Source organism: Arthrobacter sp. 01L42 (assembly GCF_056400005.1).
Genome location: NZ_JBFTSL010000011.1, coordinates 139,006 through 165,574, shown reverse-complemented (window position 1 = coordinate 165,574; position 26,569 = coordinate 139,006). Strand labels below are relative to the sequence as shown.

The window sequence follows — 26,569 nt, the reverse complement described above, 5'->3', positions numbered from 1 at the left end:
CAGGCTAATAGGCGGGTTACCCGCGCGCCAGCACGGCCGCCGCCGCTGGACCCTCGCCCGCGGCGCCCACGGCGGCAGCCGCGGCTGCGGCGTCCAGGTCCAGCCTGGTGTCCGCGGCGTCGATATCGTCCGGGTTGTGGGTGACCAGGACAACGGTCCGGTCGCGCAGCCCGTCGCGCAATTCGGCGAGCATGAGCCTGCCTGACTCCGCATCGAGGTGCGCCGTCGGTTCATCGAGCAGGATGACGTCGGCCCCGGTCATGAGCGTGCGCGCAACGGCCAGGCGCGTACGCTCTCCGCCGCTGAGGAAGGCCCCGCCCGGGCCGATCCGGGTGTCCAGGCCGGCCTCAAGCCGGGCCAGCATCGGGCCGAGTCCGACGGCGTCGAGGGAAGCCCGCATCTGCTCGTCCCCGTTGGCCACCACGGCGCCGCCGGGTCCACGCTGCGCACTGTCCGTCCTGGCGGGAGCTGGCTCCGGCCGCGCCAGGAGAAGGTTGCCGCGGATGGTCGAATCGAACAGGTGTGCCTCCTGCGGGCACCAGGCGGCGCGTCCGCTCAGGTACAGGTGGCCGCCGGCCGCCGGCAGGAACCCCAGGACCGTGGCCAGCAGGGTCGATTTGCCGGAGCCGGAGGCGCCGGTGACGGCCAGCCAGCGCCCGGGGCCGGCCTCGGCCGTGAGTCCGCTGAAGACATTTCCGCCGCCAGGCCACGCGGCAGCGAGGTCCACGAGTTCAATCCCTGGCCGGCCGCCGGGCCGCGAAGCCACGGGCACCAGTCCGCCCGTTGCGGCGCCGCCGTCCGCGTCACTGTCCGCCCCGGCCTCCAGGACTCCCGCCGCGCTGATCCGCCGCATCACGGCGCGCAGCGCGGGATACTGTCGCACGGCCGTGGTGATGGCCGCGTAAGGGTCCACCAGGGCCAGCTGCACGAGGACGACGACGGCAACAGTCTCCGGTTTGACCGCGCCGCTCAGGGCGAGCGGGGCGGCCAGCACTGCGCTGGCCAGGGCGGCCCCGGCACAGGCCAGGACGGTCAGGGCCTGGCCGAGACCCTCCGCCCATGCCGACCGTTGTGAGGCTGCCGTCGCGGCCCGGTCCGCCCGGCCAATCGCATTGAGCACGGGGGCGCTGACGCCGTTCGCGTGCAGTTCCGCGCGGGCGTCCAGGGCTGCGGCAACGTGACGGAGCACGCCGGAACGGAGGCTTTGTTCGGTGCCGGCAGACATGCGGTCGGCGGCCAACGCCAGGGCGGGGGCAACGACGATGCTCAGCAGCGCTGCCGCGGCCACGGCAGGCAGCGCAGCGGGAAGCAGCAGTCCGATCCCGGCCACTGCGGCCGCGGCGACAGCGACGGCGGTCACGGGCGGCAGCACGACGCGGGGCAAAAGCTCGCGGACCGTGTCGACGTCGTCCACCACCGTGCCGAGTACGTTGCCGCCCTGCAGGAGCCGGCGCAGGGACAGCGCCCGGCGGCTCAGCGACTCCCAGAGCCGGCCCCGGAGCCGGGTCAAGGCGGCGAACACGGCATCGTGCAGCAGCAACCGCTCGGAGTACCGCAGGCACGCCCGGCCGACGCCGAAAAACCTCACGCCGACGATCGCGGTGAGCAGGTACAGGATGGGCGGCTGTTCACTGGCCCGGATGATGAGCCAGCCGGACAGCCCCGCGAGGGCGACGGCGAACAGGGCCGCCAACGTGCCTACGGCTCCGGCGGCGGCGAACCGGCCCTTGACCGGGGCCAGCAGGCGACGCAGCTGGGCAGGGACCGAACCGGACGGGCCGGCCGCGCCGGAGCCGATTGAGCTGACCGAACCGGCGGCCGCGGCAGGAGCGGGGCCGGTTTCGGGGCGGCCCGGGGCCGGATCCGGGGTCGGGGTTGGGTCCGGGGTCTGGCTTTGGCCCGGCGCCGCGGCGTCCACGAGGAAGGGCGCCCGGGTGGCCGCCGCCTGCACGCCCGGCTCTCCCCCGGCGGATGCCGGCAGTGGCGGGACGAGGGCCGGAAGTTCACCGCCGTGGTGGCCGCCGGCTCCCGGCGTAACCGCGACGAGAGTGTCGGCAAGGTCCCGGGTGTGCCGGTCGTGCGCAACGAGCAGCACGGTGACCTTTCCCCGGAGCCCGGCGAGGGCCCGATTGACCAGTGTGGCCGATCCCCGGTCCAGATGGGCGGTGGGTTCATCCAGGAGCAGTACGCGGGCGCCGGCCTCGATCCTCGCCAGCCCGCGGGCCAGAGCAACCCGCCTCAGCTCCCCCGGGCTCAGCTCGGCCGGGTGCTTGGCCGCCAGGTGCCCCGCGCCCACGGCTGCCAGGCACCGCTGCGCTGCCGCATCGGCTTCCGCGCCCGCCTCGGTGCCGGCCGTGGCGGCGTCGGCTTCGTCGGCGGGAACGCCGAGATACAGGCGGATCTCGTCCAGCACCGTGGAAGCCAACATGACGGGATGCTGTGGCACCCAGGCGAGATCCGCCGTCGTGAATCCTCCGAGGCGTCCGGACACGGCGGTCCCTGCATCCGTCCCGATGGTCCCGGCGAGGACTCCGAGCACGGTGCTCTTGCCGGCGCCGCTGGCACCGTCGAGTGCCGTGATCTGGCCGGCGGCGGCGGTGAAGCTCAACGGTCCGACGGCGGCGTCCGTGCGTCCGCCGAAGCGGACGGTCAGTCCGTCCACGGTGACGGCGGGCGGGCCGGCAGCAGGAACGGAGGCCGGCGTCGGATCCAGGGGCGCAGCTCCGGGATCCGCGAGGACCGCTGTGGTTTCGGCGAGCGCTGCCCGGCCGTCGTCGCTGGCGTGGTGTGCGGTGCCGAGCTCCCGGAGCGGAAGGTAGCAGTCGGGAGCGAGGATGAGCGCAAGCAGCCCTGCCTCAAGCGCCATGTCGCCGTTGACCAGGCGGACGCCGATGAACACGGCGACGACCGCCACGGAAATCGTCGAGATGAGCTCGAGGGCCAGGGCGGAGAGGAAGGCCGTGCGCAAAGTCCCCATGGTCCGGGAACGATATTCCTCGGACATGTCCTCCAGCGCCTGGCGCTGGGCGGAGGCCCGGCCCAGGCCCACGAGGACGGGCAGGCCTTTGGCGAGCTCGAGCATGTGCCCGGAGAGCCGTGCCAGCGCGGACTGGGCGTCCCTGACACGTTCCTCGGTGTACCGCCCGATCAGGATCATGAACAGCGGCACCAGCGGCACCGTCAGCACGATCACCACGGCGCTGACCCAGTCGGCGAACAGGATGCGGGCGCCCAGCAGCAGCGGAATGGCCGCGCAGTTCACCAGCGCGGGCAGGAACTGGGTGTAGTAGCTATCCAGGGCGTCCAGCCCCCGGGTGGCGAGCACGGCGAGGCCGCCGTCGGCGGGCCCGGCAGACCGCGTGCCGTTCCTGAGCGCCTGCTCCAGCAGTTGCGAGCGCAGCTCCTCCTTCACTCCGAGCGCCGCCCGGCGTGAGGCCACGGACTGGCCCCATACCGTCAGTGAGCGCAGCACCGCCCCCGCGGCGCCCAGAACCAGCTGGTCTGCCCAGGCGGTGTCATGAGCGGCGAGCCCGGCGAGCATCGATGCCACAGCCTGCGCCATGAGCACGAGCGAGAGGGCTTTCAGGGCGGCAAGCAGTCCCAGCAGGTAGAGGGCGGAACGGGTCGAGGGGCCGGCGGGGAACGGTCTCATCTGGGAAGTTAGTCCTTCGGTGCCAGCGCTTTGGCGGCGATCGCGGGAAGGAAGCTGTGCGCCTCCGGGATATGCGCTGCGCTCACCCGGCGCCGGAACACCCAGTACGTCCAGGCCTGGTACGCCAGGACCAGCGGCAGCCCGATGCAGGCCACGATGCTCATCAGGCCCAGGGTGTAGTCCGAGGACGAGGCGTTGGAGACGGTGAGATTGAACGCGGGATCCAGCGTGGACGGAAGGACCACGGGGAAGGCGGCACCGAAGATGGAGGCGCTGCCGAGCAGGAGGAATGCACCCAGCGACATGAAGGCACGGCCTTCGGCACCCTTGCGGGCGAAATTCCACGCCAGGACTGCGGCGGCGACGGCGCCGACCACGGCGGCGATGGTCCACGCCTCGCCGCTGAGGAGCTGGAGGCTCACCGCCCAGCCGGCCATGGGCAGCAGCAGCACGGGCAGCAGCCGGACGAACCGGGCCCGCGCCCGGTGGCGTACCTCGCCGTCGGTCTTCAGGGCCAGGAACCCGAGACCGTGCAGGAGGGAAAATCCGACGACGGCGAGCCCGCCGAGCACGGCGTAGCCGCTGAACCAGGCAAACGGGCCGCCCTCTCGGTCGCCGTTGGCGTTCAGCGGCAGTCCCGTGGTGGTCAGGGCCAGTGCGGCGCCGACGCCGAAGGCCGCGACGAACGACCCTGCCGAGATGGCCCAGTCCCAGCGGGCGCGCCACCGGGGGTTGTCCACCTTGCCGCGGTATTCGAAGGCGACCGCCCGGAAAATGAGCGCCACGAGGACCAGCAGGAGTGGCAGGTACAGGGCGGAGAACAGCGAGGCGTACCAGAGCGGAAACGCCGCGAAGGTGGCGCCGCCGGCGGTCAGGAGCCAGACTTCGTTGCCGTCCCAGACCGGGCCGATCGTGTTGATCAGGACGCGGCGTTCCGTGTTGTTCCGGGCGAATCCCTTCATCAGCATGCCGACGCCGAGGTCGAAGCCCTCGAGGAAGAGATAGCCCGTCCACAGCACCGCGATGGCAACGAACCAGATGGTGGGTAGCAGTTCCATGCTGAGAATCCTCTGCGTATTTTTCGTGTGGGTTGCTGGGTGGTGGGTTGCCGGGCGGGCGCCTAGTAGGCGAACGCCAGGACGTCGTCGTCGGGTTTGCCGGGACCGCCCCGGGGGGTGGTGTCCTCGTTTTCGTCAACGGGAGCGTGGGCAAGTTCCGGCATGGCCGAGGCCACGCCGCCGCGGATGTACTTGACCAGGAGCTTGACCTCCACCACCAGCAGCACAGCATAGATGGAGGTCAGGACCACAAGGGAGGTCAGGATCTCTCCGGCCGAAACACCCGGTGAGACGGCCGCGGCGGTGAACATGAAGACCTGGTCGATGCCGCTGGGGTCCGGGTTGGGAGCGACGACGAACGGCTGGCGGCCCATCTCGGTAAAGATCCAGCCCGCCGCGTTGGCACCAAACGGTGCGAGAATCCCGAACACCGCCAGGCGCATGAGGCCGCGGGAGGCCGGCACGGTTCCCTTGCGGGTGGCCCACAGTGCCAGGAGGGCGGCGAGGGCGGCCACGCCGCCGAAGCCGATCATCATCCGGAAGCCCCAGTAGGTGACTTCCATGACGGGCACGTACTGGATTTGCTGTCCGGCGCGGTCCCCGTAGATGGGGTTGTCCGGCAGGGTGGTGCCGTACTTGGCCTGGTACTCGCCCAGCAGGCTGTTGACGCCCTTGACCTCCGTGGTGAAGTCGCCCTTGGCCAGGAAGGACAGGATGCCGGGGACCTCGATCACGGCCACGATGTCATCGCAGTTCTTGGCGCCGAGGTTGCCGACGCTGAGGACCGAGAAGCCGGTGCCATCATGGCAGGCAGCCTCGGCGGCGGCCATCTTCATGGGCTGCTGCTCGAACATGAGCTTGCCCTGAAGATCTCCGGTGACGGCGGTGCCCGCGAAGGAAATCATGGCGACGACGGCGCCGATCCTCAGCGAGCGGATCCAGACGGTGTGGTCACTGCGGTCCCGGCCGAGGATGCCGGCGGCTTCGCCGGGGATCACCTTGCCGTCGCCCCCGATGGTGTCGATGCCGTCGTGGCGGCGGCGCCACAGGTGGTACCAGGCAATGCCGAGCAGGAACCCGCCGGCGACGGCGAGGGCGCCGAAGAGAGTGTGGGGCACGGCCACCAGGGCCGTGTTGTTGGTGAAGACGGCCCACGCGTCGGTCATGACGGGCCGGCCGTTGACCATTTCGACGCCGACGGGGTGTTGCATCCAGCTGTTGGCCACGATGATGAAGTAGGCCGAGAAGACGGAACCAATGACGGCGATCCAGAGGCAGGCCAGGTGGACGGCGGGCTTGAGCTGTTTCCAGCCGAAGATCCACAGGCCCAGGAAGGTTGACTCGACGAAGAACGCCAACAGCGCTTCCAGGGCCAGCGGGGCGCCAAAGACGTCACCGACAAAGCGGCTGTACTCGCTCCAGGCCATGCCGAACTGGAACTCCTGCACGATGCCGGTGGCCACGCCCATGATGAAGTTGATCAGGAAGAGCTTGCCCCAGAACTTGGTCATGCGCAGATATTCCGGCTTGCCGGTGCGGTACCAGAGCGTCTGGATCACAGCCACCACCAGCCCGAGGCCGATCGTGAGCGGCACCATCATGAAGTGGTAGACCGTGGTGATTCCGAATTGCCAGCGTGCGATTTCCAAGGCGTCCAAGGCAGTCCCTACTTTTGGCTAGGTCCGAGCAACTTCTACGTGGCGTAGAAGTAATTCTTCTACAGAGTGTAGAACACATCGTCGCTTCCCCGTAACTCAGACTCCCACGGCACGTCACGGCCTGCAATGGAACAAAGACCCTCTCCCGCCGCCGCGGGCCGGCGGGGCGACACGCCGGGCGGCCGTGTTCTACTTCATGTAGAAAGAATGCGCAAAACGCGGTAAATTTGTAAACGAAGTATTCACACACACCGCCCCGGCAGGCACCAGCAGTTTCCCAGCATGACGCCGGCGCGGCAGGCATAGAAGGATGTACGCAATGGCAAGTCTCGGTGAACTGGAACGGGCAGTGATGGACCTGCTCTGGGCAGGCCAAGAAGCTGCGACAGCCAACACGCTGCGGGACCTCCTCGCACAAAGCACCCAGCCCCAGGACGGCAGCGCCGGACACGTGGGCAAAGACCTCGCGGTCACCACGGTGCTGACCGTACTCTCGCGCCTTGAGCGGAAGGGTCTGGTGGAACGCGAACGCGGTACCCGCCCGCACCGCTACCAGGCCGTCTCGAGCCGTGCGGACCACACCGCGGAACTCATGCACGAGGTCCTCGGCTCCGCCCCGGACCGCGAAGCCGTCCTGGCCCGGTTCATTGGTTCCGTCACGGATAACGAGGCAGAAACCCTGCGCAAGCTTTTGGGCCGCAGCTAGCGCCCGATGTTCTGGACCTCATATTTTCTGGCGGTCCTGGCGATAGCATTGGCGTGGCCGGTGCCTGTCCTCCTCTCCCGTGCCCAGTGGCCGGCCCGCTCCCCCTTCACGGCGATGCTGTTGTGGCAGGCGATCGCGCTGGCCGGTGGCCTGTCCATGATCGGCGCCATGCTGGTTTACGGGCTCGAGCCGGTCGGGGACAACCTGCTCTCCGGCCTGCGGGCGCTGGCTGGCATGGTCTTCCACAATGCCCCCACCACGGAACTGGGTTTCTGGCACATCTTTGCGCTCTCGGCCGCGGCCCTGCTGACGGCGCACCTGGTATTTACCCTGCTGCTGACCTACTACAAGATCCAGCGCCAGCGCCGCCGCCACCGCGAGCTGCTGGACCTCCTGGCGTCGCCGTCCTCCGACGGCCCGGGGACGATGGTCCTGAACGTGGACTCGCCGGTGGCGTACTGCCTGCCCGGCGGCGCACGGTCCGTGACGGTTCTCTCCGACGGCCTCATGGCCGCCCTGGAGCCCGATGAGTTGCGTGCCGTGCTAATTCACGAGAACGCCCACCTGAGCCAGCGCCACCACCTCCTGCTGTGGGCCTTCGCCGCGTGGCGCCAGGCGCTGCCGTGGCTGCCCACCACCCGGCTGGCGCAGGAGTCGGTCAACTCCCTGATCGAGATGCTGGCCGACGACGTCGCGCTCAAGACGGAGAGCAAGGCGACCCTGATCAGGGCGATTGCCATTGTGGCCAGCGGGTCCCCGGCCACCCCCGCGGTGCGCCTGGCGTTCGGCGAGCCCGGCGTGGCCGACGGCGACCCCAGCCAGCCCGGCGCCACCGGAGGCAGCGGCTCGGCGGGCACGACGGCGTCACGCGTCAGCCGCCTGCTCTCGCCGCAGCCGCCGTTGTCGGAACCGCTGCGCGCCGCTGTCCTGGCCTGCTGTGTGCTGCTCCTGGCAGTGCCGACGGCCCTGCTGCTGGTCCCCGGCCTGCTCGGCTAAGTCCGTTCTTCCGGCCAGCCCGTCCCCGCCGGCGGAACGTCAGGCGTCGATGCGCTCCCGGTCCAGATTGGCGGCGCCTGCAATGATGAAGTCTTTGCGCGGCGCCACGTCCGAGCCCATGAGGAGGTCGAAAGTCTCTTCGGCCTGCTTGGCGTTCTCGATCCCGACCTTGCGGAGCGTCCGGTGTCGCGGGTCCATGGTGGTTTCGGCCAGCTGTTCGGCATCCATTTCGCCCAGCCCCTTGTACCGCTGGATCGGCTCCTTGTAGCGCTTGCCCTCTTTGGCGAGCCGCGCCAGCAGGACATGGAGCTCAGCCTCGGAGTAGGTGTAGATCATCTCGTTGGCCTTCTGGCCGGCGTTGACGACCTCCACCCGGTGCAGCGGCGGGACGGCGGCGAAGACGCGCCCCTCGTCGATCATCGGACGCATGTAGCGGAAGAAGAGCGTCAGGAGCAGGGTCCGGATGTGGGCGCCGTCGACGTCGGCGTCGGTCATCAGGATCACTTTGCCGTACCGGGCGGCGCTGATGTCGAACGTGCGGCCGGAACCGGCCCCCACCACCTGGATCAGGGCAGCGCACTCGGCGTTGGAGAGCATGTCCCCCACCGAGGCTTTCTGGACGTTGAGGATTTTGCCGCGGATCGGCAGGAGCGCCTGGAAGTCGGAGGACCGCGCCAGCTTGGCGGTGCCGAGCGCGGAGTCACCTTCGACGATGAACAGTTCGGAGCGTCCGACGTCGTCGGTACGGCAGTCGGCCAGCTTGGTGGGCATGGAGGAGGTTTCCAGCGCATTCTTGCGGCGCTGGGTTTCCTTGTGGACGCGCGCCGAGATGCGGGACTTCATCTCGCTGACGATCTTTTCCAGCAGCAGCGCGGACTGGGCCTTGTCGTTGCGGTTGGCGGAGGTCAGCTTCGCGGTGATCTCCTGTTCCACCACCTTGGCCACAATGGCCCGGACGGCGGAGGTGCCCAGGATTTCCTTAGTCTGGCCCTCGAACTGCGGTTCGGCCAGCCGGACGGTCAGGACCGCGGTCAGGCCGGCGAAGATGTCGTCCTTTTCAATCTTGTCGTTGCCGGCCTTGAGCTTGCGGGCATTGGTCTCCACGGCCTTGCGGAAGGTCTTGAGCAGGGCCTGCTCGAAGCCGGACTGGTGGGTGCCGCCCTTGGGCGTGGAAATGATGTTGACGAAGGTCCGGACCGTGCTGTCGTAGCCAATCCCCCAGCGCAGCGCGACGTCGACCTCACAGTCGCGTTCGACCTCCGCGAGCTGGCTGTGGCCCTTTTCGTCGAGGACGGGGACGGTTTCCTTGAATTTCCCGGCACCGTGGAGGCGCCAGATATCCGTGACGGCGGGGTCGGCGGCGAGGAAGTCGACAAATTCGGAGATGCCGCCGTCGTGGTGGAAGACCTCTTCATGCGGGCCCGATTCTCCGGGCGTGCCGGCAATCCTGCGTTCATCCCGGACCGTGAGCTTCAGTCCGGGGACCAGGAACGAGGTCTGGCGGGCACGCGCGGCGAGGTCATCGTAGGAGAATTTGGCGTCGGGCGTGAATATCTGCCGGTCCGCCCAGTAGCGGATCCGGGTTCCGGTCACGCCGCGCTTGGCCTTGCCCACGACATCGAGCACAGAGCCGTCGATGAAGGGTTCGAACAGGGTCGCGGGGTCCGGCTTGGTGCCCGGATCCTTGAACCGGCCCGGTTCCCCCCGGCGGAAGGACATCTTGTACGTCTTGCCGCCTCGGTCCACTTCGACGTCGAGGCGGGCCGAGAGCGCGTTGACCACCGAGGCGCCCACGCCATGCAAGCCGCCGGAAGCGGTGTAGGAGCCGCCGCCGAACTTTCCGCCGGCGTGCAGTTTGGTGAAGACGACTTCGACGCCGGTCAGCCCGGTTTTCGGTTCGACGTCCACGGGGATGCCGCGGCCGTCGTCGTGGATCTCGACTGAGTTGTCCGCGTGGAGGATGATCTTGATGTCGTGGCCGAAGCCGGCGAGGGCCTCGTCGACGGAGTTGTCGATGATTTCCCAGAGGCAGTGCATGAGGCCGCGGGAGTCCGTGGAGCCGATGTACATGCCCGGGCGCTTACGGACGGCCTCGAGGCCCTCCAGCACGGAGAGGTGCCGGGCGGTGTAATCAGAACTGGGTGCCACGGGTCGTGAACTCCTTAAAGGATCGGGACAGCCACCGCAGCGTGCGCAGGCGGCAGTCACAGAATTTGACGCACTTCCTAGGTTAGTCGGACTCCGGGTGATCGACGGTCTGCCACTCCCCGCGGGGGCTCTCCGGCCACCCGCCGTTACTGAGACGTGATACGCGGACAGCGAAAGTAGGCCATCCGTGCCATGGTTTGGCCACGAATGCTGGTTATATAGGTATACCGATCTACTAAGGAGGCCGAACATGACAACAGCAGTTGCGGACCGCACACTGACCGCCGCAGACCGGTGCGATCGTTGCGGAGCACAGGCATATGTCCGAGTTGTTCTCGGTGCCTCCGGCGGTGAGCTTCTTTTCTGCGGCCACCACGCACGCGCCGTAGAATCGACACTCAAGCCGCTCAGTTCAGACTGGCATGATGAGACTGACCGCCTTCACCAGAAGGCCCCGGTTCCGGTCGACTAGACCGCACCGGCTTCAGCCCGTCGCCCTACAGGGTTCCGGGCGACCTGAGACCACTGCATCAGGGCCCCTCCATACCGGAGGGGCCCTGATTCGTTAAGTGCTGTTTCGTCAGGTGCCGGTTCGGTTAAGTGCCGTGCACCCGGCTGCGGCGGCAAAAAGCAATGCGGGGTCCCTTCCTGCCCGTTCCTCCGGTGAGGACGGGCGGGAAGAGACCCCGCATTGCTGAGAACCTTTACCCGGTCTGCGACCAGTGGCGCTTAGTCCAGGTAGTCGCGCAGGACCTGTGAGCGCGACGGGTGCCGCAGCTTGGACATGGTCTTGGATTCGATCTGGCGGATGCGCTCACGTGTCACACCGTAGACCTTGCCGATTTCGTCTAAAGTCTTCGGCTGGCCGTCGGTAAGGCCGAAGCGCATCGCTACCACGCCGGCTTCGCGCTCGGAGAGCGTATCCAGCACCGAGTGCAGCTGTTCCTGCAGCAGGGTGAAGCTCACGGCATCCGCGGGAACCACGGCTTCGGAGTCCTCGATGAGGTCGCCGAATTCGGAGTCGCCGTCCTCGCCAAGCGGGGTGTGCAGCGAGATGGGCTCGCGGCCGTACTTCTGGACCTCCACGACCTTTTCCGGGGTCATGTCGAGTTCGAGGGCCAGCTCCTCCGGGGTGGGTTCGCGACCGAGGTCCTGCAGCATCTGGCGCTGGACGCGGGCCAGCTTGTTGATGACTTCCACCATGTGCACCGGGATGCGGATGGTGCGGGCCTGGTCAGCCATGGCGCGGGTGATCGCCTGGCGGATCCACCAGGTGGCGTAGGTGGAGAACTTGAAGCCCTTGGTGTAGTCGAATTTCTCCACCGCACGGATCAGGCCCAGGTTGCCTTCCTGGATCAGGTCCAGGAACAGCATGCCGCGCCCGGTGTAGCGCTTGGCCAGCGAGACGACGAGGCGGAGGTTGGCCTCCAGCAGGTGGTTCTTGGCGCGCTTGCCGTCGTGGATGACGAATTCGAGCTCGCGCTTGAGTTTCGGGTCCATGGTGCCGTCGTCGGCGGCGATCTTTTCTTCAGCGAAGAGACCGGCCTCGATCCGCAGGGCCAGGTCTACTTCCTGTTCGGCATTCAGCAGGGCGACCTTGCCGATCTGCTTCAGGTAGTCCTTGACGGGGTCGGCGGTCGCGCCGGCAGACATAACCTGCTGCACCGGAGCGTCGTCGTCGTCGGCGTCGGAGTAGACGAAGCCGGAGCCGGTGGTGGCCGCGGCCTTGCCGGCGACTTCCTCGCCTTCTACTTCGTCGCCGAGCTCGGCGGCGTCGGGCGTGATGTCGTCGAGATCCTCTTCGGCGTCGACGTCATCGTCAGACGTACTGGCAGAGTTGCCGGCGGCTTCTGCCGCGGCTTTGGCGCCGGGCTTGGGCCCGCGCTTCTTGGGCTCAGGCTTGGCGACTCCGGTTACGGTGTCGCCACCCTCTGCGGAAGCGGCGTCCTTGACAGCCTTGTTGGCTGCGCGCGTGGCGGCGCGCTTGGCGTTGGTCGCCGCCTTCTTCTCCTCAGGGGACAATTCGGCCTGGTCGGCGGGTTCCTTCTTCGCGGAAGACGGGGTCACTGAAAACCTTTCTAGCTGCGGTCTGCGGAATCACCATACGGGCAACACCACTATGACCCTGTCAAGTCCGTGTTCAACATCAGGTGCAACCACGACCAGCAGAGCCACTTAGTAGAACTGCTGGCGCGGCCTTAATGTTCCCTGTTTCCAAGGAACATTTAGGGCACTTGATACACGGACCCAACCGGGTCTCGGCAACCATTGTCTCACGGTTTTCAGGCCGGGTGCCTTTCGCGACGCCGGGTCGACGATATCGCGGCGGCTTCGCCCGCCGCGTCAGGACCTCATGCCGCGTCCGGGGCAAACTTCTGCCAGGCCGCCTCCCGCCTGGCAGCCCAGCCGCAAAGGGTGCCGCGCCGGCCAAGCTCTGCCAGCAGTTCCGCGAGCCTGTACCCCGGCTGGCCCTGCAAGGCCTGCCGGTAGAGCGCGTCGGCGTAGGAGCCGCGGCCACGGCACCATTCGATCCAGCCCCGCGCCGTCACGGCGGCTGCCGTTGCCTCCCCGTCACCAAGACGGCCAAGCCGTTCCAGGACCCGCTCGAGCCCGACCATCAGGGTCCAGTCCGGAACCGACGGCGCCAGTCCGAGCAGGACTTCCCCGTAACCGGGAACAGCCCCGGCTGCAGGCACGGCGCCGCCGGCGGACCCGCCGCTGCCGGGTGCCACCGGCAGGGGTATCCGCGGAGCGGACTTGGACCGGGAAGTGCGGCCGGACATTGGACCCGGCAGGGGGCTGGGCGTGGGTCGGAGCCGTGAGGCGGGCGTGTTATCGGGGAAAGCGGCGGACCCGGGGTCCGGGTCGAAGATACCGAAGTCCTCGGCGCCGCGTTCGGCCGCAGACCGTCCGGCGGCCGCCATCTCGGTCCCGGAGCCGGTGGTTCCGGCGTCGGTCCCGGAGCCGGTGGTTCCGGCGTCGGTCCCGGAGCCGGTGGTTCCGGCGTCGGTCCCGGAGCCGGTGGTTCCGGCGTCGGTCCCGGAGCCGGTGGTTCCGGCKTCGGTCCCGGCGTCGGTGGTTCCGGGGTCGGGGACGGCACCCCTAGCCACGTCACCCGCGGTGGGGACAGGAAGGTGCTCCTGGCCAATGGCGGCCTGCATGGCCATCATCCAGACGTCGAGGACCTGGTCGAATTGGGCCCGGTCCCGCCGTCGAGGAGAGAATTGCTCCGCCCAGCCGCACTCGGCAAGGCTCACCGCGGGGTCCACCGGCAGCGGCGCCGGGGTGGTCCCCTGGACGCCGGGGACCGCGCCGACGCTGCTGCCGCGGTAGACCATCTCGGCGTTGAGCCTGCTGTTCCTGATCTGTTCGACCGGACGGCCGGGCATCCCACAGCATTCCGGATCGCTGCAGTCTGCGTTGCGCCAGAACTCAGTACCGATAATCCAGGCGTCCCTCACGGGCAATCCGGCTGCCTCAAGGGCGAGCTCGAGTTCTTTGAGCAGGTCCGCCCACGCATGGCCGTCGCCGGCGCTGTCCGTCTGCGTGTCGGCGCCGGCCTCAGCGTCAGTGAAGAAGGCCAGCAGCGAACCGTCAGCCGCGTCGTCCGCCTGCAGATAGGCCACGACATTCCGGGCAAAACCGGCCAGCATGTCCCTCCGGCCTGAGCCGCCTCCGGGCACGGGGAGGTCGACCCGCAAGGTGGCTCCGAGGCGTTTGCCCTGCAAGGTCATGGCCACGAGGCTGTCTTCCGGCCAGTAACCGAGGGAGTGCGGGATGAAGCCCAGAATGTCTTCGGGGCCGGTAATTCTCAGGTGATCGGGAGCTGTCATAAGTCCAGCTTCGCGGCGGCTGCGTCCCCGGCGACAGTACCGGGTTGCGCTATGTGGATAACCGCGACGAAGTCGGAACCACTATGGCGGAACCAGCGCCAACGGGCGGTGTCCTCCCCCCGCCCCCCGAATGCTGACAGGACGCCGGCCTTTCGCCAAACCGCACTAAACCGCACTATTTCGATGCAGTGGCCTCCACCGTTGCCGCGTTCGCGTCCGCGGCGCGGCGAATCTCTTTGACCTTCGCGATCTGCGGGGCGAGTTCCTGCATGCGGGTTGTCAGGTATTTGTCCAGGACTTTGTCCAGGGCAGCGTGGAACCCGGTCTTGTCCCGGCAGACGGCGTCGGTCACGGCGATTCTGAACTCTTCCTGGCCGCCCGCAGTTTTACCGGCATCGGCGGCCTGCCCCGGGTTAGAAAACGAGGCGTAAGGGGTTTCCTTCATGCAGGCCGCCCAGTCAGCGACTGCTTTGGTAATGCCCGAGTCGCCGGAGGCGGACAGGGCGGCCGGGAAAAACCAATTGGAGGCGATGCCGGTGGCGAGCATGTAGTTTTCCGCGCTGCCGTAGATCTGTGTCATGGCTTCGCCGCGGCATCCGCCGGAGGACGTTCCCATACCGTCCACCGTGGTCATTGACGCGGTGTCCCCGGGCCCGGTGAGTGCCTTGGTGAAGGCTGGATTGGCGAAGAGTTTGCCGTCTGCGGACCCGGGAGCCGGCTCGTGAGGTCCCTGCGGTCGGGTGCTGGCGTAGCCGCTGGCTTTGGCGGCGTCGACCGTGAGCCGTTTGAATCCGATGGCTCCGTTGAGGTCCATAGTCGTCTCGGAGGCGGGCGGTGTGTAGTCGAAGCCGGCCTTGGCCATGCAGCGGCGGACAGCCTCCTGCATGCCCTTTTCGGCTATCGGATCTGTTGAGGCGTAGGCCTCTGCCTGGCGGATGATCCCTGGGACGGGCTCCGGGGACGCGGCGACCGACGCGGCCGGGATGGCGGCCGCGGCCAGGGCGGCGCCGGTGCCTACGATCAGCACGGCAGCGCCGAAAATCTTCTTTTTCATGGTGGCTCCTTCGGTTGTTTTGGGCAAAGCGGTGGCTGTCCTTCCCGTATTGGGACGGCGTCGGAGGGTGGGGCGGTGCTGTTGTGAGGGCTAGTTGAGGACGTTGTTTTCGTAAGCGAAGGCGACGAGCTGGATGCGGTTCTTCAGCTTCAGTTTCGCCAGGATGCTGCCGACGTGGGATTTCACAGTGGCTTCGCTGAGTACCAGTGAGGCCGCGATTTCGGCGTTTCCCAGCCCTTTGGCGGTACGGAGAAACACGTCGCGCTCCCTTCCGGACAGGTCTGCCAGCGCGGCGTCGTTCCCGGAAGAGGGCGTGGTGTAGTCGCGTAGCAGTTCGTTGGTGATGGCCGGAGCGATGACTGAGTGCCCCGAGTGAACCGTTCGGATGGCGGCCAGCAGGAAGTCCGGTGTGGTGTCTTTGGTCAGGAAACCGGCGGCGCCGGCCTGGATGGCTCGGACGACGGCTTCGTCATGCTGGATCGTGGTCAGCACGATGATTTTGGTGGCAGTTCCAGTGGACTTTTCCAGGATCGTCCGTGTGGCCGTGATGCCGTCCATGACAGGCATGCGGATGTCCATGAGGAGCACATCAGGGGAGGTCTCCTGCACGAGTTCGACGGCGGCCTCTCCGTTGACGGCTTCGCCGACAAGGTCCATGTCCGCCTGGCTGCGCAGAATCATTTTGAGCCCGGCGCTGAACAGCGGCTGGTCATCGGCCAGGGCAATCCGGATCGGTGTGGTCGTCATGGTTGTGCTCCCTCCAATGAGCGCAGGCGGGGCCCGTTGGAGGCGGCCGCTGCCTGCTGCCTAGGTCCGGCCGACGGGAGGAAGGCCAGTACTTCGAAGGTCTCTTCGCCGCGGACTGTTTCCACCCATCCGCCGGCGGCTGCGGCGCGGGCTTTCATTCCTGCTATCCCGCGGCCCGATGGGGTGGCCTTTGTCGTCGCGGCCGGGCTGGTGATCAGCGAGGAGTTGATGCGGAGCTCAAGGGATCCTGCCGTCCACACCAGGTGCAGGTGCGTACCCTGGCTCCGGTCTCCGTGCTTGAAGGCGTTTGTGAGGCTTTCCTGCGCCAGGCGGTAGACCGTTAGCTGCTGGGCGGCGGTCATGTCCCATGGCTGGCCCGTCGTTTCGATCGTGACCGCCATGCCGCTGGAGCTCAGACGGTCGGCAAGAATCACCAGGTCTTCAATTTTGTGAGTCGGTTGGTTGCTGAGCTCCGTGGAGAAGCCTTCGATGAGCCGGCGCGTTTCGACAAGGGCGGTCCTCGCCGATTCGGCGATGACCTTGGATGCTTCTTCCACGGTTTCCGGTTCTGTGCGGTGGATGAAGCGTATTCCGTCGGCCTGGGCCACGATGACTGTCAGTGAATGTGCCAGGACGTCGTGGAGCTCCCCGGCGATTCTGTTGCGTTCTTGTTCGATGGCGAGTTCGGTCGCGGTCTCCCGCAGCCGTGTTTCCGCCGCGAGCTGCGCCCTTCGGCTCCTCGAGGCGTTGTTTACTGCCACACCGACGGCCCAGGCGGCGAGGTTCACGGCGGCGAAGGCTCCAAAGATCAGAAAGGCGTAGGTGAGGGTTCGCAGTAATCCCCTGCCGTAGATCGGGCTGGCGAAGATGATGTTGATCCAGGTCTGGTCGGTGAACCAGTTGACGGTGATGATGCCGGCAAATACGACAGCAGCAACGGGGAGGACCCACCGGTTCCGGGCTTTCCAGCCGATGACGGCGACAAAGATGACCACCGGAACGACAGCGTAGCTCAGCACGCCCGAGAGAAAGACCAACGGGAAAACCTTCAGGCTCTGCAGGGCCAAGGCGGCGAAAACCAGCCCCACGGCAGCGGCCGGCAGGACCTCGGCCACAGCGACGCCGGTCAGGAGCGCCAACAGAAGGGCGCTGTTCTGGTCGAAATGTCGCTCCTCCAGGATAAAGAGAGTCCCCAGAAGCAGCACGGACGTGGCCGGTGCCGCGAGGAGCCTCAGAGACTGGATCGGTTTGAACATGCCTTCACCCTAAGCTGGCGTCCACATCTCCAACGCTCGTTCTGAGTTAGTTCAACCCCGATAATGAACAACTTCAGCCATACGGATGACCGATCAGCCCGGCCCACCACATATTCAGGGCGTGCGGCGGCGCTCCGCGACCAGCCTGCGCTGCTCGGCCAGGGACTTGAGCAGCGGTGGAACCATGACTCCCTGGGCCGCCATCTGGCGCCGGACCTTCCGCCGGGTCACCACGATGGCTCCTGCTCCCCCGGCCAGCAGCAGGAACTGCACGCTCAGGGCCACGCGGAACGGATCCAGGCCGTAGAGCTCCCCCTGCGAGAACCCGGTGGCATGCAGGACGTCGAGCACCAGCCCGATCAGGTAAATGGACACGAGCGCGGCGATGAAGCCACCCACGTTGACGATCCCGGTGGCGGTGCCGAGCCGGTGGGCCGGGTTGAAGGTCCGGGCGAAATCGAAGCCGATCATGGAACCGGGGCCGCCGACGGCGAGGGTCACCACCAGCACGGCCAAGAGCCAGAGCGGCGCGCGTCCCGGCACCAGCAGAACTGCCGCCCAGGCGGCAGCGGTGCATCCGGAAATGAGCAGCACCATGGTGGAGCGCCGCAGCGGATGCCGGGCAACGAATCTGCCCATCAGCGGTCCGGCGGCGATGGCGCCGGCGACGTACAGCGCCATGAGGGCCGAGACCGTGCCGCGGTCCAGCCCCTCGGCCGAAATCAGGAAAGGGTAGCCCCACGTCATGGCAAAAACCGTGCCGCTGAACTGGACGGTGAAGTGGCTCCACAGCCCGAGCCGGGTCCCGGGTTGCCGCCAGGCGTGACCCAGCGAAATGCCGGTGGCGCGCAGCCCTTGGGACTGTGCCGGTGGGGGGTGCCCGGGTGGAAGGTCCTGGAGCAGGATCAGGACCAGCACGACGGCGAGGCCGGACATCGCGGCGAGCGTCAGGAAGGCCGGGGTCCACCCCGCGGAGTGCAGGATCATGGCGAACGGCACCACGCTGAAGAGCTGGCCGAGCTGGCCGGACATGCCGGTCAGCTGCGTCAGGAGCGGGACGCGCCCCGGGGCGAACCAGAGCGGGATGAGCCGGATGACGGAAATAAACGTCATGGCGTCACCGGCGCCCACCAGGACGCGTCCCAGGACTCCGCCGGGTATGTTGTCGGCAAACGCCAGCTGAAGCTGGCCGAGTCCCATCAGGACACCACCGCCCGCCAGCATCGCGCGGGAGCCGAACCGGTCCACCAGAATGCCCACGGGAATCTGCAGCGCCGCATAAACCAGCAGCTGCAGCACGGTGAAGAAGGAGATCTCCGCGGCGCTGGCGTGGAAGCGTTCCGTTGCCTCCAGGCCGACCACCCCGAACGAGGTCCGTTGGCTGACCGCCACGAGATAGGCGAAGATCCCGACGATCCAGATCAGCCAGGCGCGGGGAGAGGTCACTCCCCCATTATGCCCGGTTCATGATAAATAGTATTTATTCGCCGGGTTCTTTACGGGCCAGGTACGCCTCGACGGCGGCACCAAGGGCGTCGGCATTGGGGAGCTGGTCGTTCTCATCAGCCAGCAGCGACCTCCGGACCGTCCCCTCGGCCTTTTCGTCGTACCGGGTCTCCAGCCGTGAGACCACCTGCTGAACCTCCTCGGATGCCTCGATCTGCTCGGCTATCTGCCGGCCCACCTCGCGTCCCGCCTCGCGCAAACGATCGGTCGGCAGCATGAGCGACGTTGCCGCGCCCAGGTACTCGAGCCCGGCCACGGCGGCCGTGGGGTACTCGGCTTCGGCCAGGTAGTGCGGCACATGGATCACATAGCCGGCGATGTTCCGGCCGGCCTCCGTCAGCCGCAGCTCCAGGATGTGGCCCACCGCGGCCGGCACCTCCACCGTGGGCTTCCAGACCGAGATTCCCTCGATCAGCTCCGGCCGGTTGCCGTGCACGGTCACACCGACCGGCCGGGTGTGGGGCACGGGCATCGGGATCGAATGGATCCAGGTGACGAGGTTGACGTCGAGCTCTTCGACGAGGCCGACGACGGCGCGAGCGAAGCGCTCCCATTGCAGGTCCGGCTCGAACCCCGCGAGGAGCAGGAACGGGCTGCCCAGTCCGTCGACCAGCCGGTAGAGGGCCAGGCTCGGTGCCTGGTAGTCCTGCAGGTGGTCCTCGACGAAGCTGACCTGCGGGCGCCGGGACCGGTAGTCGATCAGCTGGTCGGCGTCGAACTCGGCGATCATCTCGGTATCGAGCGTGTCCAGCAGTTCAGCGGTGATCTGCCGGACCACGTGGCCCGCGTCGGCGAAGCCGGTGAACCCCATGACGAGGTTGAGTCCGCGCAGTTCGGTGCTGGAGAACAGCGCGTCATCACGGATATAGAGCGACTGGGGATCCAGCAAAGAGCCGGAAATCCGTTCAATCACGGCGTGTTCCTTTCACGATGGCGGCGGTGGGAGAAGCGGGCGCAATCCGCCATTCGGGCGGTGCCTGGCAGAACGGCCAGTCAGGCGGATCCTGCCGGCCAGTCCCATGGAGCACTCACCGCTCCGCAGCGTCTCTACCAGTACAACGCCCCGGCGCCCGGGCTAATTCCTGCCCGGGGTGTGCTCCAGCTCTCATTCGATTGAATTTCCGCACGGTCGAGAGACTACGATCGGTGATGGCCCTAGGGCTTGTTTTGCAGACACCGGGTTGCGTCCCAGACCGACGGCGCCCCGGGATCCGTGGCAGGACGCCAAACATGCAGTTCCTGCCGAATATCACCGAGAACCATCACAGAGAATTGAGGACTGTCCTCGTGGTCAAGAATAGTGAAGTCAAACTTAGTGCAGTCGCAGGGGATTTGAAGAAGTCCCCCAGCGATGCCCTCGTCATCGGCGTCGGACAGGGTCCTGACGGCCCCGTACTGCTCGACAATCCGCTGACGGCCAAGGCCGCGGAGGCCCTGGCGGAATCACTGAGCGTTCTTGGCATCACCGGCGCGGCGGACCAGGCTCACCGGCTGCCCGGCCTGCCCGAGGCGGGAGCGACCATCCTGCTGCTCGCCGGCGTCGGCAAGCTTTCCGCCACGCAGCCGCTCTCCGAGGAGGCACTGCGCCGCGCCGCCGGCTCGGCCGTCCGCCAGCTGGCCGGCGTCGCCACCGTCACCCTTGCCCTGCCCACCACCACCCTGGCCGAGGTCGCGGCGGTCGCCGAGGGCGCCGCGATGGGCGCCTACTCCTATACGGAGTTCCGGTCCTCCAAGGACGGGCTCAAGGATCCGGTGAAGAACGTCATCATCCGCACCGACTTCGCCACGGACAAGGCGCTGGCGCCGGTCCTGAACCGGGCATCCCTGATCGGCACGGCCGTGAACGCGACCCGCACGCTGGTCAACCAGCCGCCGAGCCACCTCTACCCCGAGTCCTTCGCCGATGCCGCCAAGGAACTGTCCAAGGGCCTGCCGGTGAAGGTGACCGTCTGGGACGAGAAGCGTCTTGAGAAGGAGGGCTTCGGCGGCATTCTCGGCGTCGGCAAGGGCTCCACCCGGCAGCCTCGCCTCGTAAAGGTCGAATACGCCCCGGCGAAGGCCACGGCCAAGATTGCCCTCGTGGGCAAGGGCATCACTTTTGACACGGGCGGCATCTCCATCAAGCCGGCCCTGGGCATGGGTGACATGAAGTCCGACATGGCGGGTGCCGCCGTCGTCCTCAACACCGTCCTGGCCCTCGCGGGCCTCGGGCTGCCCGTCAGGGCGACCGCGTGGCTCTGCATCGCCGAGAACATGCCCTCCGGCGCTGCACAGCGCCCGGCGGACGTCCTGACGATGTTCGGCGGCAAGACCGTCGAGGTCCTCAACACCGACGCCGAGGGTCGCCTGGTCATGGCCGATGGCATCGTCGCCGCCAGCCAGGAATTCCCGGACGCCATCATCGACGTCGCAACCCTCACCGGCGCCCAGCTCATTGCTCTGGGCGACCGCACGGCCGGCGTGATGGGTTCCGACTCCCTCACCGGCGCCATCAAGACCGCCGCGGACCGGGCCGGCGAGCTCGTCTGGCCCATGCCGCTGCCGGAAGAACTCCGGGCCAGCCTCGACTCCCAGGTCGCCGACATCGCCAACATTGGCGAACGCCACGGCGGCATGATGACGGCGGCCGTCTTCCTGCGCGAGTTCGTTGGCAAGGGCAAGGACGGGGAACAGATCCCGTGGGCGCACATCGACATCGCCGGCCCGTCGTTTAATAACGGCAGCCCCTACGGCTACAACCACAAACAGGGCACGGGCTGCACCGTCCGCACCTTGGTGGCCTACGTCGAGGACATCCTCACCAAGACCGTCTAGCGCGCATCGCGGCTTTGTGGCCGGGGCGGCGATGCCTTCCCGGCCACAAAGGCGCGTGACACTGGACACAAGCGCTCCACAAACGCCATGGCAAGGTGGAGCATGTATTAGTGGTTCGCTAAGGTAAACCTTGTTTCCCAGAAGCAGACCCCAATGTAGTAGTCACAAATGAAAGGGAACCGGCCGGCTGGCACAATCACAGCAGACAGGTTCCAAGACCAGATGATGCGTACTCTCGTGTCATCGTTCACGCGAGGGAGCGTTTTAGTGGCCGATCAGGCAACTGCGCAAGAATTCGACATCCTGGTACTCGGCGGCGGCAGCGGCGGCTACGCCACCGCACTGCGTGCTGTCCAGCTTGGCCTCACCGTCGGCCTCATCGAAAAGGGCAAGCTCGGCGGCACGTGCCTCCACAACGGCTGTATCCCCACCAAGGCCCTGCTGCACTCGGCAGAGCTGGCGGACCACGCCCGCGACTCGGCCAAGTACGGCGTCAACGTGACCCTTGACAGCATCGACATCACGGCTGTCAACGCTTACAAGGACGGCATCATTGCCGGCAAGTTCAAGGGCCTGCAGGGTCTGATCAAGGGCAAGAAGGGCATCACCGTCATTGAGGGTGAAGGCAAGCTTCAGGGCACCGACACCGTCGTCGTGAACGGCACCGCGTACAAGGGCAAGAACATTGTCCTCGCGACCGGCTCTTACTCCCGCACCCTGCCGGGCCTGGAAATCGGCGGCAAAGTCATCACCTCCGACGAAGCCCTCACCATGGATTACATCCCCAAGAGCGCGATCATCCTGGGCGGCGGCGTAATCGGCGTCGAGTTCGCCTCGGTCTGGAAGTCCTTCGGCGTCGACGTCACGATCGTCGAAGGCCTCCCGTCGCTGGTTCCGAACGAGGACGCCACGATCGTCAAGGCCTTCGAGCGCGCCTTCAAGAAGCGCGGCATCAAGTTCTCCACCGGTGTCTTCTTCCAGGGCGTCGAGCAGAACGACGACGGCGTCAAGGTCACCCTCGTGGACGGCAAGACCTTCGAGGCCGACCTCCTGCTTGTTGCTGTGGGCCGCGGCCCCGTCACGGCGAACCTCGGCTACGAAGAGGCCGGGATCACGATCGACCGCGGCTTCGTCATCACCAACGAGCGCCTGCACACCGGCGTCGGCAACATCTTCGCCGTCGGCGACATCGTCCCCGGCGTGCAGCTGGCGCACCGCGGCTACCAGCAGGGCATCTTCGTCGCCGAAGAGATCGCCGGCCTGAAGCCGGTCATCGTCGAGGACGTCAACATCCCCAAGGTCACCTACTCCGAACCCGAGATCGCCACTGTCGGCTACAGCGAGAAGGCCGCCAAGGAGAAGTTCGGCGAGGACCAGATCCAGACCCAGGAATACAACCTGGCCGGCAACGGCAAGAGCTCCATCCTGGGCACGTCCGGCCTGGTCAAGCTGGTCCGCCAGAAGGACGGCCCCGTGGTCGGCGTCCACATGATCGGCGCCCGCATGGGCGAGCAGATCGGTGAAGCACAGCTGATCGTGAACTGGGAAGCCTACCCGGAGGACGTGGCCCAGCTGGTCCACGCCCACCCCACCCAGAACGAATCCCTGGGCGAGGCGCATCTGGCGCTGGCGGGCAAGCCCCTCCACGGCTAGCAGCTCCGCCCGCACCATCGCATGAACTCAGAGCCTGGTGCACCCGGCCCGAAAAGCCGGGTGCACTAAGCTCGACCAAGGCAGCAATCATCCGCACTAAAGATCAATAAGGAGAACGGGGACGACATGTCTGAATCCGTTAACTTGCCCGCCCTCGGTGAGAGCGTCACCGAAGGAACCGTCACCCGCTGGCTCAAGCAGGTCGGTGACCGGGTAGAGGTGGACGAGCCGCTGCTCGAAGTCTCCACCGACAAAGTCGACACCGAGATCCCCTCTCCGATCGCCGGCGTGATCGAGGAAATCCTCGTCGCCGAGGACGAGACCGCTGAAGTTGGCGCCCCGCTGGTCCGCATCGGCTCCGGCGAGGCCGCCCCCGCAGAGGCACCGGCTCCCGCCGCAGCTGCGCCGGCCGCAGAAGAGGCTCCCGCGGAGGCTCCGGCCGCCGAGGCCCCTGCCGCCGCTCCGGATTCTGCTCCAGCGGGGGAAGGACACGACGTCACGCTGCCTGCCCTGGGTGAAAGCGTCACCGAAGGCACTGTGACCCGCTGGCTGAAGAGCATCGGCGACACCGTAGAGGTCGACGAGCCGCTGCTCGAGGTTTCCACCGACAAGGTCGACACCGAAATCCCGTCCCCGGTTGCCGGAACCCTTCTGGAAATCCGCGTCAACGAGGACGAGACGGCCGAGGTCGGCTCCGTCCTGGCCGTCATCGGTTCCGGCGCCGCGGCACCGGCCGCACCGGCGCCCGCCGCGGCCCCCAAGCAGGAAGCAGCACCGGCAGCTCCCAAGCAGGAAGCGCCGGCCGCCCCCGCACCGGCAGCAGCACCGGAGGCTCCCAAGCAGGAAGCTCCCAAGCAGGAAGCTCCCGCAGCGGCTGCTCCGTCAGCTCCCGCGCCTGCGGCAGCAGCTGCCGCACCGGCAGAGTCCGGCTACGTCACTCCCCTGGTCCGCAAGCTGGCCAACCAGCAGGGCGTCGACATCGCGGCCCTCACCGGCACCGGCGTCGGCGGCCGCATCCGCAAGCAGGACGTGCTGGCAGCTGCCGAGGCAAAGGCAGCACCGGCCGCAGCCGCACCCGCGGCAGCCCCCGCCGCATCTGCGCCGGCAGCCGCGGCATCCGCAGGCGCAGCGTCCTCGCTGCGCGGCACCGTGCAGAAGGCCCCGCGCATCCGCCAGGTCATTGCCCGCCGCATGCGCGAGTCGCTGGACATCTCCACCCAGCTGACCCAGGTCCATGAGGTCGACATGACCAAGGTTGCCAAGCTGCGCGCCAAGGCCAAGAACTCCTTCCAGGCCCAGAACGGCTCCAAGCTGACCTTCCTGCCCTTCATCGCCAAGGCTGTTGCCGAGGCCCTGAAGCAGCACCCGAAGGTCAACGCCTCCTACGACGAGGACAAGCAGGAGATCACGTACCACAACGCCGAGCACCTGGCGATTGCGGTGGACACCGACAAGGGCCTGCTGGTTCCGGTCATCTCGGACGCCGGCAACCTGAACCTGGCCGGCCTGGCCGGCAAGATCGCCGACGTCGCCGACCGCACCCGCAACGGCAAGATCGGCCCGGACGAGCTTTCCGGCGGCACCTTCAGCATCACCAACATCGGTTCGGTGGGTGCCCTGTTCGACACCCCGATCATCAACCAGCCGCAGGTTGCCATCCTCGGCACCGGCGCGATCGTCAAGCGGGCCGTAGTGGTCGCCGACGAGAACGGCGATGACTCGCTGGCCATCCGTTCGATGATGTACCTCTCCCTGACGTACGATCACCGCCTGGTCGACGGCGCCGACGCAGGACGCTTCCTGCAGACGCTGAAGGCACGCCTTGAGGAAGGCGCCTTCGAGGCCGACCTCGGACTCTAGGGTCTAAAAGCGCACACCGACGGCGACGGCGGTGCGGGCTCCGGTGGGAAACCACCGGGCGCCCGTGCCGCCGTCGCCGTTTTGCTGTTCCGCCCCGGGGCCGCGGCGGGTCCTACTACGGTGCGTAGAAGACTCTGGCTACACTGATGCCATGAACATCGTCTATAACGTCATGGTCTTTCTGCACATCATCGGCGCCGCCATGATTGTCGGCATCTGGATCGGCCAGATGAAGAAGCCCACCGTCCACCCGCGCCAGTTCGACGGCGCGATGCTGCAGCTGATCACGGGCATCATCATGATGGGGCTGATCCCGGCCCTGGACATGAACGCCAACTACGCCAAGCTCGGCGTCAAGCTTGTCATCGCCCTGATCGTCGGCGTCCTGGCCTTCATTGGCCGCCGCAAGTACAAGAAGGGCGAGCCGATCAGCAAGGGCCTCGCGAACAGCGTTGGCGGCCTGGCACTGCTCAACGTCGCGATCGCGACCCTGTGGCAGTAACCGGCTGACTGCACCGGCCATGACGGCGCCGCTCCCCCGCCGGGGTGCGGCGCCGCCGTCGTTTAACTGCCGCCGTTAAACCGGCTTGTCAGTCGCCGGCGATGCAGAATTCGTTGCCCTCGGGATCCTGCATGACATCCCAGTGGAAGTCGCCGATGTCATTGCCCTCCACGAACCGGGCACCGAGGGACTCGGCGCGGGCGCGCAACGCCGCAGGGTCGGGCCCATGGATGTCCAGGTGCAGGCGCCGCCTGCCCTCCGTGGGGTCCTGGACCTGCTGGAAGGCCAGCTGCGGGCCTCCGGTGCCGGCGGGTTCCAGCCAGACGAACTGCTCGAAGCGCGAGGAGACCGCCGTGCCCAACAAGTCGGCCCAGAACTGGGCCAGGCGCCCGGCATCGACGGCGTTGACCATAATCGTGGCGATACGCGCCACGGGCGCCCCTGGCACCTGCGCATCTTCGGTAAGTTCCATGACGACACTGTACGGGTCACAATCCTCTGACAGCGGAACCCCCGTGCGGCGGCCGCACAGAATCCCTAGGATTGATCACGGCAGGCTCCGGCACCAGCCGGACCCCTGATTCACAACGACGTCGAGGAGTGGACATGGCTACAACACGCACCGCACACACTGTATGGAATGGCGACCTGATGACAGGCGCCGGCAACACCACCCTGGACAGCTCCGGGCTGGGCAACTTCGACGTCACCTGGAAGGCGCGCGCCGAGGCCGCCGAGGGCAAGACCAGCCCCGAGGAGCTCATTGCGGCAGCGCACTCCGCGTGCTTCTCGATGGCGTTCAGCAACGCCCTGGCCCAGGCCGGCCACACGGCCGAGGAGATCAACACCAAGGCCGACGTGACCTTCCAGCCCGGTACCGGGATCACCGGCAGCCACCTCACCCTGGCCGCGCGCGTCCCCGGCATTTCCGCCGATGATTTCCAGCGGCTGGCCGAGGAAGCCAAGACCGGCTGCCCCGTCTCCGCTGCCCTGACCGGCATCGAGATCACCCTGGACGCCACCCTGGCCTCCTAGCCCGGCCGCAGTACGACGAAGGCCCCCGCCGCCCTGGATGTCCAGGGTGGCGGGGGCCTTGCCATCTGTCCTGCGCGGACCGTCTGTGCGG

Annotated in this window: 20 protein-coding genes; 8 read left to right on the top strand and 12 right to left on the bottom strand. The window is 67.2% G+C overall.

Annotated elements, in window-relative coordinates:
* Positions 1–16: 16 nt before the first annotated feature.
* From cydD to AC1DN2_RS11840, 3 genes are all read right to left on the bottom strand, one after another.
* Complete coding sequence (gene cydD / locus AC1DN2_RS11850; RefSeq protein WP_476850459.1) at positions 17–3,652, bottom strand: thiol reductant ABC exporter subunit CydD; 3,636 nt, start codon at positions 3,650–3,652, stop codon at positions 17–19.
* 8 nt (positions 3,653–3,660) lie between these two features.
* Entirely contained in the window at positions 3,661–4,710 is a 1,050-nt protein-coding gene (cydB, locus tag AC1DN2_RS11845; protein ID WP_476850458.1) for a cytochrome d ubiquinol oxidase subunit II, read from the bottom strand.
* A gap of 62 nt (positions 4,711–4,772) precedes the next feature.
* Positions 4,773–6,368 (bottom strand): cytochrome ubiquinol oxidase subunit I, encoded by a 1,596-nt coding sequence (locus AC1DN2_RS11840; RefSeq protein ID WP_476850457.1) that lies wholly within the window; start codon positions 6,366–6,368, stop codon positions 4,773–4,775.
* A gap of 319 nt (positions 6,369–6,687) precedes the next feature.
* Here AC1DN2_RS11840 and AC1DN2_RS11835 point away from each other — a divergent pair, with 319 nt between their 5' ends.
* Both AC1DN2_RS11835 and AC1DN2_RS11830 read left to right on the top strand, forming a co-directional pair.
* On the top strand, positions 6,688–7,074 hold the full coding sequence (locus tag AC1DN2_RS11835; protein ID WP_018772400.1) for a BlaI/MecI/CopY family transcriptional regulator: 387 nt from the start codon (positions 6,688–6,690) through the stop codon (positions 7,072–7,074).
* Between the two features lie 6 nt (positions 7,075–7,080).
* Positions 7,081–8,070 (top strand): M56 family metallopeptidase, encoded by a 990-nt coding sequence (locus AC1DN2_RS11830; RefSeq protein WP_223917105.1) that lies wholly within the window; start codon positions 7,081–7,083, stop codon positions 8,068–8,070.
* Positions 8,071–8,109: 39 nt separating this feature from the next.
* Here AC1DN2_RS11830 and AC1DN2_RS11825 read toward each other — a convergent pair whose 3' ends face one another.
* A complete protein-coding gene (locus AC1DN2_RS11825) occupies positions 8,110–10,218 on the bottom strand; it encodes a DNA gyrase/topoisomerase IV subunit B (protein ID WP_018772397.1) in 2,109 nt (702 codons plus the stop codon).
* A 250-nt stretch (positions 10,219–10,468) separates the two neighbouring features.
* Here AC1DN2_RS11825 and AC1DN2_RS11820 point away from each other — a divergent pair, with 250 nt between their 5' ends.
* Positions 10,469–10,690, top strand: coding sequence for a DUF7455 domain-containing protein (locus AC1DN2_RS11820; protein WP_476850456.1), 222 nt, complete (start codon positions 10,469–10,471; stop codon positions 10,688–10,690).
* A 257-nt stretch (positions 10,691–10,947) separates the two neighbouring features.
* Here the strand turns inward: AC1DN2_RS11820 and AC1DN2_RS11815 are convergent, their stop codons facing one another.
* The 7 genes from AC1DN2_RS11815 to AC1DN2_RS11785 all read right to left on the bottom strand — a co-directional run bounded on the left by AC1DN2_RS11815 (position 10,948) and on the right by AC1DN2_RS11785 (position 19,527).
* Positions 10,948–12,285: an RNA polymerase sigma factor gene (locus AC1DN2_RS11815; protein ID WP_018772396.1), complete on the bottom strand. Its 1,338-nt coding sequence runs from the start codon at positions 12,283–12,285 to the stop codon at positions 10,948–10,950.
* A gap of 284 nt (positions 12,286–12,569) precedes the next feature.
* On the bottom strand, positions 12,570–14,051 hold the full coding sequence (locus tag AC1DN2_RS11810; RefSeq protein WP_476850455.1) for a DUF4192 family protein: 1,482 nt from the start codon (positions 14,049–14,051) through the stop codon (positions 12,570–12,572).
* A gap of 175 nt (positions 14,052–14,226) precedes the next feature.
* Entirely contained in the window at positions 14,227–15,105 is an 879-nt protein-coding gene (locus tag AC1DN2_RS11805) for a hypothetical protein (protein WP_476850454.1), read from the bottom strand.
* Positions 15,106–15,195: 90 nt separating this feature from the next.
* On the bottom strand, positions 15,196–15,852 hold the full coding sequence (locus tag AC1DN2_RS11800; protein WP_476850453.1) for a response regulator: 657 nt from the start codon (positions 15,850–15,852) through the stop codon (positions 15,196–15,198).
* Entirely contained in the window at positions 15,849–17,108 is a 1,260-nt protein-coding gene (locus AC1DN2_RS11795; RefSeq protein WP_476850452.1) for a sensor histidine kinase, read from the bottom strand. The genes AC1DN2_RS11800 and AC1DN2_RS11795 overlap by 4 nt, the downstream gene beginning before the upstream one ends.
* 114 nt (positions 17,109–17,222) lie before the next feature.
* Positions 17,223–18,554 (bottom strand): MFS transporter, encoded by a 1,332-nt coding sequence (locus AC1DN2_RS11790; protein ID WP_476850451.1) that lies wholly within the window; start codon positions 18,552–18,554, stop codon positions 17,223–17,225.
* Positions 18,555–18,588: 34 nt separating this feature from the next.
* Positions 18,589–19,527, bottom strand: coding sequence for a proteasome assembly chaperone family protein (locus AC1DN2_RS11785; RefSeq protein WP_476850450.1), 939 nt, complete (start codon positions 19,525–19,527; stop codon positions 18,589–18,591).
* 374 nt (positions 19,528–19,901) lie between these two features.
* Between AC1DN2_RS11785 and AC1DN2_RS11780 the strand changes: the two genes are divergently transcribed.
* From AC1DN2_RS11780 to AC1DN2_RS11765, 4 genes are all read left to right on the top strand, one after another.
* A complete protein-coding gene (locus AC1DN2_RS11780) occupies positions 19,902–21,428 on the top strand; it encodes a leucyl aminopeptidase (RefSeq protein ID WP_476850449.1) in 1,527 nt (508 codons plus the stop codon).
* 267 nt (positions 21,429–21,695) lie between these two features.
* Positions 21,696–23,081 (top strand): dihydrolipoyl dehydrogenase, encoded by a 1,386-nt coding sequence (lpdA, locus tag AC1DN2_RS11775; RefSeq protein ID WP_018772391.1) that lies wholly within the window; start codon positions 21,696–21,698, stop codon positions 23,079–23,081.
* Between the two features lie 126 nt (positions 23,082–23,207).
* Positions 23,208–24,941, top strand: a complete 1,734-nt coding sequence (sucB, locus tag AC1DN2_RS11770) for a 2-oxoglutarate dehydrogenase, E2 component, dihydrolipoamide succinyltransferase (protein WP_476850448.1) — start codon at positions 23,208–23,210, stop codon at positions 24,939–24,941.
* 151 nt (positions 24,942–25,092) lie between these two features.
* Positions 25,093–25,443 (top strand): hypothetical protein, encoded by a 351-nt coding sequence (locus AC1DN2_RS11765; protein ID WP_018772389.1) that lies wholly within the window; start codon positions 25,093–25,095, stop codon positions 25,441–25,443.
* 88 nt (positions 25,444–25,531) lie between these two features.
* Here AC1DN2_RS11765 and AC1DN2_RS11760 read toward each other — a convergent pair whose 3' ends face one another.
* Positions 25,532–25,915 carry a VOC family protein gene (locus AC1DN2_RS11760; protein WP_476850447.1) on the bottom strand — a complete coding sequence of 128 codons (384 nt, stop codon included), beginning with the start codon at positions 25,913–25,915 and terminating at the stop codon, positions 25,532–25,534.
* Positions 25,916–26,049: 134 nt separating this feature from the next.
* Between AC1DN2_RS11760 and AC1DN2_RS11755 the strand changes: the two genes are divergently transcribed.
* Positions 26,050–26,478 (top strand): OsmC family protein, encoded by a 429-nt coding sequence (locus AC1DN2_RS11755; RefSeq protein WP_026266249.1) that lies wholly within the window; start codon positions 26,050–26,052, stop codon positions 26,476–26,478.
* Positions 26,479–26,569 lie beyond the last annotated feature (91 nt).